5 protein-coding genes and 1 pseudogene are annotated in these 17,402 nt (G+C 33.7%); 3 read left to right on the forward strand and 3 right to left on the reverse strand.

What is annotated here, in order from left to right:
* Nucleotides 1–158 (reverse strand): annotated as a pseudogene (locus AC3DU7_RS04940) (MotA/TolQ/ExbB proton channel family protein); the annotation flags it as partial.
* A 934-nt stretch (nt 159–1,092) separates the two neighbouring features.
* Between AC3DU7_RS04940 and AC3DU7_RS04945 the strand changes: the two are divergent.
* Together AC3DU7_RS04945 and AC3DU7_RS04950 are read left to right on the forward strand one after the other, a co-directional pair.
* Nucleotides 1,093–6,732, forward strand: a complete 5,640-nt coding sequence (locus tag AC3DU7_RS04945) for a response regulator (RefSeq protein ID WP_488038245.1) — start codon at nt 1,093–1,095, stop codon at nt 6,730–6,732.
* A gap of 862 nt (nt 6,733–7,594) precedes the next feature.
* Nucleotides 7,595–13,018: an ATP-binding sensor histidine kinase gene (locus AC3DU7_RS04950; protein ID WP_488038246.1), complete on the forward strand. Its 5,424-nt coding sequence runs from the start codon at nt 7,595–7,597 to the stop codon at nt 13,016–13,018.
* A gap of 350 nt (nt 13,019–13,368) precedes the next feature.
* Here AC3DU7_RS04950 and AC3DU7_RS04955 read toward each other — a convergent pair whose 3' ends face one another.
* Complete coding sequence (locus AC3DU7_RS04955) at nt 13,369–14,160, reverse strand: SH3 domain-containing protein (RefSeq protein ID WP_488038247.1); 792 nt, start codon at nt 14,158–14,160, stop codon at nt 13,369–13,371.
* 189 nt (nt 14,161–14,349) lie between these two features.
* Here AC3DU7_RS04955 and AC3DU7_RS04960 point away from each other — a divergent pair, with 189 nt between their 5' ends.
* The gene (locus AC3DU7_RS04960; RefSeq protein ID WP_488038248.1) at nt 14,350–15,702 is read left to right on the forward strand and encodes an NACHT domain-containing protein; all 1,353 of its coding nucleotides are present in this window, start codon (nt 14,350–14,352) and stop codon (nt 15,700–15,702) included.
* 359 nt (nt 15,703–16,061) lie between these two features.
* On the opposite strand, the gene AC3DU7_RS04965 is transcribed toward AC3DU7_RS04960, so the two are convergent.
* Nucleotides 16,062–17,402 (reverse strand): WD40 domain-containing protein (locus AC3DU7_RS04965; protein ID WP_488038249.1); only part of this gene is annotated, 1,341 nt, incomplete at its 5' end.

Genomic DNA, 17,402 nt, shown 5'->3' on the forward strand with positions numbered 1-17,402 from the left:
CGTCTAGCCATTTCTGTCGCTATACTCCAGTCACGACGTGCGGCTTCTAATACTCGGTTAACAGTTTGTTTTTCCTTGATTAATAGATTTGTCCAGAACCATAAGCGGTCTATTATGGTACTAAGGGACAGAATTGATAAAACTAACAGGGGCCACATCGCAGGGCCTCCTTTCTCAATCAACTCTTCAAAGGTCACAGTATATTTGCTCCTGTAGTTTCAACTAATTACAATTATTTGTCTATTTACTTTGTTTTTAAGTTCCTTAGAACTTTCAAGAATTTAGAATTTAGAATTTAGAATTTAGAATTTAGAATTACCTCTCCTTTAAAATTTAAGAGGATTAACTCAAGGGAAAATTTTCCTTTTTATACTCTTAAAATATGAGGCTTTCAACCGCAATTTTTCGGTAATGCTTTGAGAATTATAGATTGACAAAATACAAATTAAATGATATAATTATTTAATTATAAAAGTGTTAAACTTCTATATATTTTATCAGCATTAATCTTCAGCATAATTAATTTAAGCTATAAAGAGCAAGCTTACTTATAAGTACTATAGTTGATAATTTGTCCAAAATAGAAGTTGATTACAGGGTGTACGGTAGATATTTTACAGAAATAAGTCAAAACTCACTAGTGAAAAATTTAGATAAATTCATCATTTCTGTATTGTAATTTATTGGGTTTTGAGTTTTACAAAAATTATCCTAGATAAATTAGGCTTTAGACCTCTATGATTAATCTCTGAAGTATTACTTTGGAAGTTTGCAAGTTGTTAATAGAGCTTTAAAGTCCCTGACTTTAACGAAGTCAGAAGTTATTTTTGTAACGTGGATTTGAGGAAGGCTCCAAAAATATTGTGCCTTAAAAGGCGGGGTTTTAGACCCATGTTATTTTGATAATAAATAGCTGCAAAATGTAGAAATTAGCATTAGTTAAAAATTATTTTGGCAAGTAAACGGAAATAGAGGTAAGTATGACAGAACAGTTATGTAAGTCAGACAAAAGTAAACCTTCAAACTTGGATTATTCGGTAGAAAATTCTACATTGTTATATTTTTGCTAAAACATCATCAGAGTCATCTAAAATGTTTATCCCCTCCATCAGTCAGGCCATTAATTATAATCCCTTTAGAGCTACACCAGAAACTCCTGTAGAAGATGTTATTACTTCTATGAGTCTTACAGGTGCAAGTTGTGTGTTAATTGTAGAATCATCGTCTTCTTCTAATGTTGTAAAAACACCTCCACAAAGCGATCGCACTACAGAATTTCAAGACCGAAGTAATAACTTCAAATCTCAAGATACAAAGCTAGAATCTTTAGGGCCAATCATTGGTATATTTACTGAGCGAGATTTAGTACAGCTAGTCTCGATCGGTGCTTCCCTCAGTGGCTTTCCGATTGCTCAAATTATGATTAGATCTATAATAACAGCCCAACTATCGGAAATTCCAGATATTTTTGCTCTTTTAGCAATACTAGAAAAACATCAAATCAGCCATTTACCAATTGTTGATGAGTCAGAAGAGCTTATTGGCCTAGTGACTGCCCGTAGTTTAATTTTTGACCGGCCTCAGATAAATAACAAGAGTCTAAACTTAATAGCCAACAGTCAAAATGAGGCATCTATTAACAAAAATGGTACTAAGGTCGTATCCCAAAAACAAGAGTTAGAAGCTCACAATAATGCAACAAAAATAACCTCTGACTCATCCTTAACTTTACCAACTAACTTAATCCAAATTAATCAATTAGAACAAATCCCCGAATCTCAAATTATTAAAGCTTCATCTTCTTTTTCAATTCGGCAAATTACCCAACTAATGTTTACCCATAATATTAGTTATATTCTGATTACTGAAACCAAAGAAAATCCATATCAAAATCAGAAATTGACTAAAATCTTAGGGACAATTAGTAGTAGAGATATAGTACAACTACAAGCATTAAAAATAGATTTTAATCAAACTAAAGCAGAGACAGTTTGTAATACTTTACCAGTACTAGTACGTTCTCAGGCAAGTCTAGAAGTAGCTTTAGGTTTAATGGAAAAAAATTATTATCTGCTGCCTCTAATTGTACAAACTCCTACAGGCAAGACAACTAATATTATTACTACGACAAAAATACTTCAACAAATACTTTTACCTAAATCATTATATCAATCATTAATTCACTTCCATAATTATATAGAAAAAACATCTATCCAACTGCAAAAATTTGATAAAAAATTCAAACAATCTGCTATAGAGCGGGAAATTTTAGAAAAGAATAACCTCAAAACAGAAGAAAGTAAAGTTATAGCAATAGAAGGAAATAAAGATGGTATTTGGGATTGGAATATCAAAACAAATGAAATATTTTACTCATATCAATGGAAGAAAATGTTGGGCTACAGAGATGATGAAATTTCCCAGAAAATTGATGAATGGTTAAATAGAATTCATCCACAAGATATTGACAAAGTTAGTGCAGCAGTTCAAGAACATTTAACAAAAAAATCTCTCTCTTACCGAATAGAATATCGTATTAAACGCAAAGATAATAGTTTTATATGGGTTTTAGATAGAGGAAAAGCATTATGGAAATCGGGTACACCAGTGAGAATGGTGGGAAGTTTCATAGATATTACTAACTCTAAAGAAACAGAAATTAAACTAAAATTTCAAGTACAGCAGTACGCCGAAATAATTAATAATATTCAAGAGATAGTTTGGAAAACTGATGCTACAGGTAATTTGATATTCTTAAATGAAACCTGGACAAAAATTACAGGATTTACTTGTGAAAATAGCTTAGGTAGAAATTATTTAGATTTCATTCATCCAAGAGATAGAAAAAAATTAAATTCTTCAGCAGAGAATACTCAAAAAAATGAAAATATAGAGTTGGTTGCTAGTAATCAAAAATTAGTGGAAGGTTGCTATCAATTAAAGTTGTTAACCAAAAATGATAATTATTGTTCAGTGGAAATGAAGAGTACATTGGTAACCGATCGCAAAGGCAATGTTACTGGTATGGTAAGTACCCTCAGCGATATTTCTGCGAGGATAGCAACTCAAGAAAATTTGCAAGCTAATGAGAAAGCAATTAGAGAATTGTATGAAGTCACTACTAACGCAGATAACTCTTTTGAAAGCAAAATAGTTGCATTATTAGAGATGGGATGCCGTCGGTTTGGCATGGATATAGGGCTATTAGGAAAAGTTTTAGGAGAACGTTATGAGGTTATTGCAGCTCACTTACCAGAAGATTTTCTATTCGGAATAGCGAAAGGAGATGCTTTTGCCCTCGAGCAGACATTCGACAGGGAAGTATTGCGCTCCAATGAACCTCTAGCGATCGGATCTGCTAAAAATTCTCAGTGGCGACATCATCCAGCATATACTGTGCGTCGTGTAGAATCTTATCTTGGCACGAAAATTTTTGTTTCAGGCAGAATTTATGGCACTCTCAGTTTTACCAGTCGTATTGCCAAGAAAAAATGGAGTTCAACAGATATAGAAGTTTTAAAGTTAATGGCGACTTATATCGGTGGTGAATTGCTGCGACAAGATGCTATAGAAGCTTTACAGAGAAAATATCAGCACATTTTATTGCTCAAACAAATTACTCAAGAAATTCGCTCTAAGTTAGACACTCAAGAAATTTTTCAGACTACTGCTACTCAAATTGGGCAAGTATTCGGAGTCAACCGTTGTTCAATTCATAATTATCTTTCCCAACCTTACCCCCACCTCCCTTGTGTTGCTGAATATTTAGAAACTGGCTATGAATCAACTTTAGATTTAGATATTGCAGTTACTTACAATTCTCATACAGAAAAGTTATTATCAGAAGACAAAGCGATCGCTACTCCAGATATATTTTCAGATCCTTTATTAAAATCATCTGCACCGATGTACCGGAGGTTAAATGTTAGATCGATGTTGGCAGTTCGCACTTCTTATCAAGGACAGCCAAATGGTATTATTAATTTACATCAATGTGATTATATGCGTCAGTGGACGCAGGATGAAATAGACTTATTAGAAAATGTTGCAGCTCAGGTAGGGTTAACATTAGCTCAGGCGAAAATATTAGAGTTAGAAGTTACTAACAAACAACAATTAGAAGCTCAAAATCAAGCTTTAGAGCAAGCTAGACAAGCAGCAGAAGTGGCAAACCGTGCCAAGAGTGAATTTCTCGCAATGATGAGTCATGAAATTCGTACTCCAATGAATGGTGTAATTGGGATGACAAGTTTGCTATTAGATATGGAATTAACGACTGAACAACGAGATTTTGTGGAGACTATTCGTACCAGTGGAGATGCGCTTTTAACTATTATTAATGATATTCTTGATTTTACTAAAATAGAATCTGGTAAATTGGAATTAGAACAAAGTCCTTTGGATATTAGAAGCTGTGTTGAAGAGGCGTTAGAATTATTAGCACCAAGGGCAGCACATAAAGATTTAGAGCTTGCTTGTTTAGTTGATTGTTCTGTGCCAGGAATGATTGTGGGAGATGTAACAAGGCTGCGTCAAGTTTTGGTTAACTTGCTAGGAAATGCTTTGAAATTTACAGATAAAGGAGAAGTAGTTGTTTCTGTAAAAGCTAGAAAAGTTAGCCAAAACAATCGATTAGAAGATATAAATCATGAAGAAATATCTAACTGTGAAACTCCTAATAAAGTTACAGATACTTATGACATTCAGTTTGCGGTGAAAGATACAGGCATTGGTATTCCTCCTGGCAGAATGGACCGCTTATTTAAAGCTTTTTCCCAAGTAGATGCTTCTATAAGTAGACAATATGGTGGTACAGGTTTAGGATTAGCCATTAGTCAACGTTTAAGTGAAATGATGGGCGGTAAAATGTGGGTAGTTTCTCAGTGGAAAGAAGCAGATAAATTGAAAGAAAAAAATAGGCAAAATACTAAGTCTAAAATTAACGATGGAGGCAGAATTAATAACCGAGAAACTGATGTAAATTTGCCTAAATCAAATACTGCTGAATCTCTAGTAAATATAGCGGGTTATCCACCTCCTTATTTTGTTAAACCGGAAAAAGCTCATAGAGGTTCAACCTTTTATTTCACGATGCAAGCAAAAGCAATTAGAGTTCCTTATTCTGAAGGAGTTGATAGTTTCTTAAAAGGTAAAAGAATATTAGTTGTTGAAAGTCATCCTGTTAATCAAGAGGTAATAAAACAACAAGTTAATTCATGGGAAATGATACCTATAATTGTTGATTCTGGTATAAAAGCTTTGAGTTATTTGAACCAGAGAAGAGATTTTGATATAGGGATTATTGGTATGAATCTTTCAGATATGGATGGACTGACATTAGCTAGAAAGATTCGGAAGTTGGAAGCTGAAAAAAATGCCACGCAAAATAATTCGTTATCTTTGCCCTTGTTAATGTTTACTTATATCAGCAAGGCAGAAATTTTCCGAGAGCTTCAAGAAACAAAAGTTAATTTAGCTGGTTTTTTGAATAAACCAGTAAAACAGTCTCAATTTTATAATGTTTTATTACAAGTTTTTGGTACTACAGCAGATGCAACAGCTAATGCAAAAACTCCCAGTTTAGGTCTGAAATATTTTCAAAGTTTTAGCGAAAGAAGTAGCGAACGCTCTCATCTCCGCATCTTGTTGGCAGAAGATAATGTAATTAATCAAAAAGTAGCAATACACTTACTAGAAAGAATTGGTTATCGTGCAGATGTTGCTGCTAATGGGATAGAAGTTTTAGATGCTCTCAAGCGAGTACCCTATGATGTAATCTTAATGGACGTGCAGATGCCAAATATGGATGGTATAGAGACTACTCATCGTATTCACCAACACTATCCAGAAGAAAAACGCCCTTGGATAGTTGCCATGACAGCTAATGCCATGCAGGGCGATCGAGATAAATGTCTCAATGCTGGTATGGATGATTATGTGACTAAACCAATTCGTCGCGATCGATTAGTGGAAGCTCTCAACAAGTGCAAGCTGCCCATAAGAAAAGATAGATCGCTGTCTGGAAATAATTCAGTATTGGTAAAAAGAGATCCTCCTAAAAAACCGGTTGCTTATAGGCAGAAATTTATCAACGGTAAAGTCAAGTCAAACTCTCAGTTGAAGGAAGCAGCGTTAGTTAAGAGTGTATTGCCCGCTCCAGCACTAAGCAATAATTTGCTTACCAGTAATGATGATGAAATTAAGCTTATTTCTCAAGCAGGTTTACAAGAATTGGCAGCAGTTGACGAACATTTAATTGATTTAGAGAATGTATCAGAAACTGATGAAGTTACAGCTAAAGATTTAGATTTATCGGAGAATATATTAGAAGCAGAAGATGAGAAAAAACCAGCGATAAATCCGAAAACTTTAGAAGATTTCCGCAATCTTTATGATGATGAACCAGATACTCTAATTATTTTGATAAAAGACTATCTTAATGATGGTAATAAGCACATGGATATGATGAGGAAATCGATCGACAAACATGATTATGCTGGATTAAAAATAGCTTCTCATACCCTAAAATCTAGCAGTGCTTTACTAGGAGCAATTAATTTTTCTGAATTGTGTCAAGAGTTAGAGCATATAGCTCGTGCTGTGGTTGAGTCTGGAGCAGATTTTGATTTAAAAAAAGCTCTTAAAATTATTTCTGCAGTCGGAACTGAATGGGAACGAGTTAAAGAAGAGTTAACCCAAGAAATAGAGAGTGGGGGAGTAGGGGGTTCTTGAGGACACGGAGAGGGGGAGACACGGTGACGCGGAGATAGGGTGTCCCCATGTCTTAGTTTCCCTGTGGCGAGTGTGGGAAATGTAGGTTACAAGGGTAAGTTTTTAACATTAGGGGTGAGCGTAGGCTTTTATATAGAATCCGGTTAAATACTTATCGTATCTACAGAAGGAAGGCAGAGGGCAGAAGGCAGCTATACTGTTTGCGTAGCATTCCGTAGGAAAGGGAAAGAATAAAGTGAGAAGGTACAAAGTTTTTCATCACATATACATATACTGTATAACCGGATTCTATATTATTCAGTATAAAACTTCAAAAAAACGTACTTTGTTCATACACAAAAGAACCGATATATCCTCTCACACTTCCCACCTTTCCGACACTCAAGAGCATAATAGTGCTGTGCGCAGGCAACAGGCAATAGGGGGAATAAATTGCCGACAATATAAGACTTTTAGCTATTTGGCCCCTACTGTAATTTGTAAATATACCAGCGCTCATTGCTATAAATATGCCAGCGCACATTGCTTTTTTTCTAAAAAACATACCCTTGTAATACCATTTTGAAAAAATAATGTTACGAATAATAAGCACCATAAAAAGACTTTCAGATAAAGTCTATTTCACGAAAAAGGTAATTTAAAATATCAAAAATGGTATTAAATATATCCATTCTGCATTCTAAATTCTAAATTAGAATAAATACCCTAGCTATTTGTAGCAAATATTTATCAAATTGGTATAAGGTGTCCCCGCATCCCCGTGTCTCCGTGTCAAATTGCTTCTTCCCTCCTGACTCCTCCAAGGACAATAATTTTTTTGTATAATATTATAAAATCTTTATTAAAAATTTAAGGTTTGCTGATGCATAAAATACTTAACTATGAACTTGTAGAAAAAATATATGCCAGCGATCGCACTGTTATTCATCGTGCCAGGGAAAAGTCATACCAAAAACCAGTCATCCTGAAGTTGCCACATCATCCCTATCCTAATTTCAATGAATTGACTCGATATCGCAATGCTTACACGCTGATCAAAAATTTTAATTTTCCAGGCATTGTAAAAATACTTGCTCTGGAAAAATTTGAGCAACGTTTAATATTAGTCATGGAAGATTTTGGGGGTATCTCTCTACATCAATTTATCAATAATCAAAGTACTTCTAATGTTAACAGTTTTTCTACAGATATTAATCAATTTCTTCACATTGCTCTGCAAATAGTCAATTCACTAGAAAAATTACACCAAAATCAGATTATTCATAAAGATATTAAACCCCATAATATTATTATTAATCTCCAAACTAAACAAGTCCAAATAATTGATTTTAGTAGCACTACTAAGTTGCCGAAAGAGACTCCAGAAATCCGCAATCCTAATACTCTTGAAGGTACTCTTGCTTATATGTCTCCCGAGCAAACTGGGCGGATGAATCGAGGTATTGATTATCGCAGTGATTTTTACTCTTTGGGAATTACATTTTATGAATTATTGACTGGAAAACTCCCTTTTCAATCAAGAGATCCTATGGAGTTAGTTCACTTTCATATTGCTCGTCAGCCACAATCGATAATTGAGCTAAATCCAAAAATACCAGCAGCTCTCAATACTATTGTGCTGAAATTAATGGCAAAAATGCCTGAAGAGCGTTATCAAACAACAGCAGGGTTGCGCCACGATCTAGAAAAATGTCAATCTGAGTGGGAAAATACTGGAAAAATCAGATTATTTCACCTGGGAGAAAAAGATAATAACAATTGCTTAATTATACCAGAAAAACTTTATGGACGAGAACAAGAAATAGAGACATTACTAACAACATTTGACCGCATTTGCGATCCAGGTAAATCTAAAACAGAGTTGATGTTAATCGGAGGATTTTCTGGTATTGGCAAATCAGCATTAGTTAATGAAATCCACAAACCTATCCTCAAAAAACGAGGTTATTTTATTTCTGGAAAGTTTGACCAATTTCAAATAAATATTCCATTTTTTGCTTGGTTAAATGCCTTTCAAGAATTGATTAAGCAAATTTTAAGCGAACCAGAAGAAAAATTACAGGCGATCGCTACTAAATTACAACAAGTATTAGGAGAAGAAGCACAAGTTATAATTGATGTAATTCCCGAATTAGAATTATTGATTGGCAAACAACCCCCAGCTACAGAATTATCTCCTACTGCTGCCGAAAATCGCTTCAATTTATTATTCTCAAATTTTATCTCTGTATTTGCTCAAGCTGAACATCCTTTAGTAATATTTCTCGATGATTTACAATGGGCAGATTTAGCTTCTTTGAAGTTAATGAAGTTGGTCATGGAAAAAATCGATATTAACTATTTATTACTGATAGGAGCTTATCGAGATAATGAAGTAAATGCTGGACATTCTTTGCTATTAACTGTTGAGGAAATCAAAGAAATAGGCGCTGTTTTTAATCAAATTATTCTCACTCCTTTGAGTCAGTCAGCACTGAATAATTTGGTCGCTGATACTCTTAATTATTCTCCACAGGAGTCACTGCTACTTACCGAACAGATTTACCAAAAAACTCAAGGTAATCCTTTTTTTAGTAATCAATTTATCAAGTCTCTCTACAAAGAAGGATTAATTTTTTATAACTATGAACAAGAAAAATGGTTGTTCAACTTGCCAGAAATTAAAATTTTGGCAGCCAGGGGAGATGTAATTGAATTGATGGCTGCCCAAATTCAACAATTACCCCATTCAACTCAGGAAATATTGCAATTAGCAGCTTGTATTAGTAACAAGTTTGATTTAAAAACTCTATCTATTGTTTCTGAGAAACATCTGTCTGAAACGGCATTGATTTTGTGGAAGGCTTTATCAGAAGGATTGATTTTGCCGGAGGACGAAACCTATAAATTTTATCAGGGAGAAAACGACGAACATCTTCCTAAAATAACCGATTTACAGACACCAATTTATCATTTTCTTCACGACCGGGTTCAACAAGCAGCTTATAGTCTAATTCCGCAACAAAAAAAACAAGAATTTCATCTAAAAATTGGCAAATTACTCTTAAATAATACGGCGGATGACCAACTAGAAGAAAAAATATTTGAAATTGTCAATCAACTTAATTATGGTGTGGAGTTAATTACAGAAATAGAAGCAAGGGAAGAATTAGCAAGTTTAAATTTAAAAGCGGGAATCAAGGCAAAAGTATCTACTGCTTATAACACAGCAATGTCTTATTTTAAGACAGGTATAAATCTACTAACTGAAAATAGTTGGTCAACTCAATATCAACTAACATTGGCATTATATGAAGAAGGGGCAGAAGCTACCTACTTGTCCGGTGACTTTGAAGAAATGGAAAAGTTGGTTGATATTGTATTAGAAAAAGCTAATAACCTCTTGGATAAAGTCAAAGTCTATGAAATTAAAATACAAGCCTACATTGCTCTAAGTAAACTGCAAGAAGCTTTAACTATTGGGTTATCTGTTTTAAAGGTTTTTGGTATTAGCTTTCCTACAAACCCAACACTATCAGACATTCAAGAATACTTACAAATAACTAAAAATAAATTGAGGGAAAAAAGTATCTCCTGTCTGATTAATTTACCATTATTAAAAGACCCAGAGAAATTAGCAAAAATAAGAATTTTATCATTACTTTTTTCCATTACTTTTATTTGCAAACCAGAATTGTTTCCACTGATTGTGTCTGAATCAACTAATCTCTATTTACATTCAGGAATATCCCCATTGTTTGCTGTTTCTTGTGGATTCTATGGGGTAATTTTGTGTGGAATAGAACAAGATATGGATACGGGGTATAAATTTGGCAGAGTTGCCTATGAAGTGCTAGAAAAATTTCATAATAAAAACCAAAAAGCTAAAGTATTTCAGGTGATTTATGTGGGTATAGAACACTGGAAAATTCATATTCGTGAAACTCTTCCTAATTTTCTTGAAGCTTATAAAGTTGGCTTAGAAACAGGAGATTTAGAGTATGCTACTTATAGTATTCTTCACTACTGTGCTTACTCCTTCCTGGCAGGTGTATCCCTAGATAAATTAGAGTCAGAAATAGCAATTCATAGCAATTATCTCAAGCAGCTTAAACAAGAAAATAATTATTATTATAATCAGACTTATCATCAAGCTGTACTGAATTTAATTGGGCATACAGAAAATCCTATATTATTATCAGGCAATGGTTTTAATGAGACAAAATTTATTCCTTTTTATCAAAAAATTAACGATCGCTATGCTTTATTTCAAATCTACTTTAATAAATTAATTCTGTCCTATTTCTTGGGAAATTTTCAAAAGTCCAAAGATTATGCAATTTTGGCAGAAGAATATGTTAACGGTGTAACTGGGTTATTTTATTTTCCTGTGTATTACTTTTATAGCTCACTAGCTAAATTAGCTTATTACTCAGAAGCAGGAGTTGCAGAAAGAGAGCAAATATTAGAAGAAGTGATTGCTAATGAGGCAAAATTTAAATTCTGGGCACAACACGCACCCACAAACCACTCCCATAAATATTATTTAATAGCAGCAGAAAAACACAGAATACTCGGAGAAAAGCTCGAAGCCATAGAAACTTACGAACAGGCGATCGCCCTTGCTACAGAAAATAAATATACTCAAGAAGCAGCTTTAGCAAACGAACTGTGTGCCAAATTTTATCTAGAGTGGGGCAAAATCAAAATTGCCCAAACCTATATGTTAGAAGCTTACTATGGATATATTAATTGGGGAGCAGTAACAAAAGTCAAAGATTTAGAAAAACGCTACCCACAACTACTAGCATCAGTTTTTCTTAGCTCCTCTGAAAATAGCAACTCCCTGGTAACTTCCCACAGACAGAGCACCAACAGGGAAAATATCCTCGATCTATCAACTGTACTCAAAGCTTACCAAACTCTGTCTGGAGAAGTAACACTAGAAAATTTACTCTCAATATTAATTCGACTAATGATGGAAAATACTGGTGCCAAAAAATGCGCTCTCATCCTTCTCAAAGACCAGCAGTTAATTCTGGAAGCAATAACTCATGTTGTAGATACTCAGGAGTATTTAGAAAATTTTGAGCGCCCTGTCATTCCCGTTTCAGCAACTCAAGAGTTACCCCAAGCATTAATTAACTATGTGTGGCGGACTCAAAAATTTCAGGTATTCGATGATGCTACTACAGAAGCAACATGGGTAAACGACTCCTATTTCAAACGAAAGCAACCTAAATCTATATTATGTACTCCTATTACCAAGCAAGGTAAATTTATCGGTATTATCTACTTAGAAAATAACTTAACAACAGGTGCATTTACTCCAGAAAGATTACAGTTATTAGAAATGATTACTACCCAAGCAGCTATCTCTCTAGAAAATGCTTTGCTTTACGACACTTTAGAAAAAAAAGTAGAGCAACGCACCCAAGAATTAAACGAAAAAAATCAACGTCTAGCTCAAACTTTAGAAACATTAAAGCAGGCTCAAACCCAGCTAATTCAAACAGAAAAAATGTCTTCTTTAGGGCAGTTAGTGGCAGGAATAGCTCACGAAATTAATAATCCTGTCAACTTTATTTATGGCAATATAGACCATACTCAAGAATATGCTGAAAACTTATTAAATATCATTAAAATATATCAGCAATATTATCCAGAACCTGTTCCAGAAGTAACAGATATTATGGAAGAAGTTGATTTAGATTTTTTAGTTGAAGATTTGCCAAAAATACTAAACTCTATGAAAATAGGGTCGAATCGAATTAAAAAAATTGTAGAATCTTTACGCAATTTTTCTCGTCTTGATAAATCAGAAGTAAAGAATGTAGATCTACATGAAGGGATAGATTCTAGTCTGATGATTTTCCAAAATAATCTCAACGCTAAACCCCATGAATTGGAAATTAAAGTTGTTAAAAATTACGGTAAATTACCTAAAGTAAGATGCTATCCCGGGGAACTAAATCAGGCATTTATGAATATTATTGGTAATGCTATTGATGCATTACAACCAATGAGAAAAGAATCAAGCAATTCCCTGCCTCAAATTACTATTACTACAGAGATAGACACAGAAAATCAAGTAATAATTAGGATAGCTGACAATGGCATGGGTATGAGTGAAGCAGTACAAAAGCGGATATTTGACCCTTTCTATACCACAAAACCAGTTGGTCAAGGTACAGGATTAGGTTTAGCAATTAGCTATCAAGCTATTGTGGAACATCACGAGGGGGAATTAGAATGTATTTCTGCTATAGGAAAAGGCACAGAATTTATCATTAAAATTCCTGGGTAGAGGGAGTAGGGGAGTAGGGGAGTAGGGGAGCGGGGGAGTGGGGGATAATTTTTTTGCCTAACTATGCACTAAAAATGCGCTCCATGCATGAGCATGAAGAGCTGAAAACCATGTACTTTTTCAATACCTAAAAAGTCTAAAACCTTTATCTGGTAATTATTTTATATCAAATCCGGTTAAACAGCCATAGAATAGTTAAGTCTTTAGAATTCAGCAATTTTGCAATTCAGGAGAAGAAAGATAAGACAAGATGAGCGTAGTTATGACAATTGGATAATTTTTTTTATGTCCAATTAAGTGGATTTGATATTAGATTTAATCAGTAAACCCTAATTATTAATTATTAATTATTAATTATTAATTATTGAACTATTTTCTTTAATTTCTACTAAAAATTCATATTCAAATCCACGGAAATTAGAATCTAATTCTAAAGTATATACTCCACTAACAGGCATAGTATCTGTCCATTCATTTTCATCACCTTCAATATTAGGTTCCCTTGCCATGAGTTGGCCATCAGGACCAATAATTGCCGGAAATACATCCCCAAAATTTTTGATAGTCATGGTCTGACCCTGGATCATTCTGACCCGATAACTATGACTACCAGTACCAATCATCTCCCCTCTCACAATAGCTGTATCACTTTTTGGGGAAAAAGTAATAGTTTCATCTACTCTGGCACAAGTGCTGCGAGTTCGGTTCTTAGCAACCCAACCTACAACTGGCTCAGTAATTCGTAGCCAGCCAGATTTTTCATCTGCGACAGAAACAAAGGTATTATTGTTAAGTTGAGCAACTTTATTGCCTTCTCTAACTTCTGGACTGCTACGAACATTCAGAGGTGGTTCAGGATCGTCTACTATGGCCATACTAACTCTACATCCCGATGTTGGTGGTGTAATCACAACTGGACTAGAACTTTGACTAACTAAATCTGAGGAATTAGGAGTAGAATATGAAGATTTTCGTTGATGTTTAGGAGCCAGTGAAACTAGGTTGCTATCCAATTTTTGTGTCTGTAAGAAATTAGTAGTAAATTGTGATGAATCAGACTGAATTGTGAAATAAGCAACAGAGGTAGCACTAGCAAGGCCAGCTATTCCTGTAACGATTAGTTGTCCCATATTGAATGGCATAATTTTTACCCCTTTATAAACTAGATTTTATGTTCACTTTCTTGGCTAATTTGCACTTTTATCACAAGTATCACTATCAGCTATTAAGACAGATATATGCTGTTAATATTTTAACAATAAAATAACTCTAAATATTGTTAAATTAAGATAACAGCTAACTCAATCATCTAACAATAGAAATATACGAAGGTGCAAAGAAATCGCGATAAAATATTAAAAACAGTTAAAAGAGAAGTTCTGCAATTGCGATCGCAGTCTCTACACCATGCAGTGATAGTTAATCTTGTTCGTCAGCGACCACTCCAACAATTAAAACGTTCTTGGGATATAGAAGTAAAAGTGGGAAAGCGCCCTAGTTTTCAACTACCAGCGAAAATAAGTATTATCCAAGTTTTTGACAAAATGAAAGGAAAATTACTTATATTAGGAAATCCTGGGGGTGGAAAAACTACAACTTTACTAGAATTAGCTAGAAAGCTAGTAATTCGTGCGGAAAAAGAACCACAAGCATCAATCCCAGTATTATTAGACCTTTCGACATGGCAAAATAAAAATCAGGATATTTCAGATTGGTTAGTTAATCAAATTAAATTTAAGTACAAGATACCTAAAAAAGTTATTAAGAATTGGTTAGAAAATCAACAATTGTCACTTCTAATAGATGGATTCGATCGAGTATCTCCAGAATTATCTAAAAATTGCTTAGAAGAAATTAATAAATTATCAGTATATTTGCAACCAAATGACTTAGTTATTTGCAGTAGTTTTGCCACTTATAAAAATTGTCAGACTAAGTTTAAATTAAATGCTGCTGTATTATTACAGCCTTTAACAACAGGTCAGATTCAAGATTATTTATTAGCAGCTAGAAGTAGAGAACTTTGGCATTATCTTCAGGATGAACCAGAGTTATTAAACTTAGCTGAAATACCATTAATGTTAAGTATGATGACCTTAGCTTATGAGGAAATTTTAATTGCTGCTTGGAGAAGAATTACTTCTCAACAGGGAAGAGAGAAATATTTATTAAATGCTTATATTCGTCGTCAACTAGGACGAGAGAATAACTATAAGTGGTATTCTAGAGGCCGAGAACCACTACCGGAAAATACAAGACGATGGTTAGCGTGGCTAGCAAAAAGAATGGCCACAGAGAATAGTCAGGAATTTACAATAGAAAAACTACGGCCAGCTTGCTTAGATGTTAACGGTGAGTTACAAGCATATAAGTTAATTGTTAATTTGATTAGTGTGTTATTTTGGGGGTTTATTTTTGGGTTTATTTTTACTTTAATTTTCGACTTAGATTTATATCTAGGGTTAATTTGTGGTGCTATGGGAGGTGTAACTATTGGAATTGCATTTGGTTTACCGGGATTAAAAAAATTTGTGCTGCGGATGATTCTATTTTTTAATGGGCATATTCCCTGGAATTATCGTCGTTTTCTCAATTATGCTGCGAGTCGTTTATTACTGCAGAAGGTAGGCGATCGCTATCAATTTATTCATCATTTATTATTTAAACATTTTACTGAAATATAGCGCTGTGCGAAATCAAAATTCAAAAGTCAAAAGTCAAAATTAAAGTCAAAAGTTAAAAGTTAAAGTCAAAAGTAGGAAGTAAGAAGTAAGAAGTAAGAAATAAGAAGTAAGAAGTAAGAAGTAAGAAATTAAGTTATAGTGGTCAATTTCCTCTCTTCATATACTACATTTTGTCGTGCGGATGTAGACTTCAATCTACATTTCGTGCTTCAATTTGCAACATAAAAATTAGTATAAAATTCTGAGGCTGTTTAAATATTTATACTAATAAATTATCTTCATTTACCTCGATCAAGAGCCAAATCCTCAGTTAAACATTAAGCATAAATACTTATTTAATTGTGGACTCCTATTGACCACTATAATTTATTCTTACTTTTGACTTTTGACTTTTGACTTTTGACTTTAATTTTGTCGTGCAAATGTAGGTTGAAATGCCCAGGTAACCATTCATTAGCACGACGTAGTAAATCATCAAGATTCAAATTCCAAAGAATTACTGTCTTATCATTACTCGCAGATGCTAAAGTTTTACCATCTGGACTAAAATCTATACTTGTAATTGCTTGGGTATGCTCTTGTAACGTATATATTTCAGTCTCATTAATAAGACTCCATAATTTGATAGTATTATCATTACTACCAGAAGCTAAAATTTGACCGTCAGGACTAAAGCTAATGCTAGTAATAGTTTTGCTGTGTCCTTTGAAAATTGCTAATTCTTCACCATTAAGATTCCAAAGTTTGATAGTACAATTTTCACTAGCTGAAGCTAGGATTTTTCCATCAGGACTAAAGCTAATTTTAGTCACACTACTATTAGTTGAAAAAGAGAATTTTTCTAATAGTTTATTGTCTGTGAAATCCCAGATTTTTATATTATTATCTGCACAAACAGTGGCTAAAGTATGACTATCGAAACTAACATCCATACTAATAATTCGACTGCTATGTCTCTTGAAATCTAATGAGTTACCATCTTGGTCAAAAATTTCAATATTACCATTCTCTTGAGTCAAGGCTATAAATTTACCATCAGAACCAAAATAATTTAAGTTAGTAATTCCGAAATCTTGATGTATAGGTATTAGTATTTCACTCTTATTTAATGATAAAAATTCAACATTACCATCATTATTACTAAAAGCAATCATTTTGCTATTTGGATGAAAACTAATATCGGTAATTTTTTTCTTATAAATTTGATAGCTTTCAACTTCTGTTCCATCTGTTTGCCATAATTTTATATTGCCATGCTCATCAGCAGAAGCAAGAGTTTTACCATCCGGACTAAATTTAACAGTTGTAATTTTGCTTTTATGATTACAAAAAATTGGTGGTTTGTTATTTCTTAAACTCCAAAATTTTACTGCACCACTATTATCAGCAGAAGCTAGAATTTGATTATTGGGATGGAAACAAAGACTTGTAATTTTGTATCTGTGACCTCTAAACGTATTAATTATATTGCCTTGTAAATCCCATATTTTAACTGTTCTATCTTCGCTGCTTGAGGCAAATTTATCGCCATTAGGACTAATTATCAGGTTATTTATTGGCTCTTGATGTGCTGGAAAACTTTCCCATTCTTCTAATTTACCATCATTGAAATGCCAGAGTTTTATTTCACCATCTTGACTGGCAGAAACTAAACTTTTTCCATTAGAACTAAAACTAATACTTGTTACCCAATCTTTATC

The sequence above is a fragment of the Okeania sp. genome (assembly GCF_983059655.1).

What these genes read in the sequence shown, in the direction of transcription:
- AC3DU7_RS04950 (WP_488038246.1), top strand. Translation starts at nt 7,595, where the DNA reads ATGCATAAAATACTTAACTATGAACTTGTAGAAAAAATATATGCCAGC.
- AC3DU7_RS04955 (WP_488038247.1), bottom strand. Translation starts at nt 14,160, where the DNA reads ATGCCATTCAATATGGGACAACTAATCGTTACAGGAATAGCTGGCCTT.
- AC3DU7_RS04945 (WP_488038245.1), top strand. Translation starts at nt 1,093, where the DNA reads ATGTTTATCCCCTCCATCAGTCAGGCCATTAATTATAATCCCTTTAGA.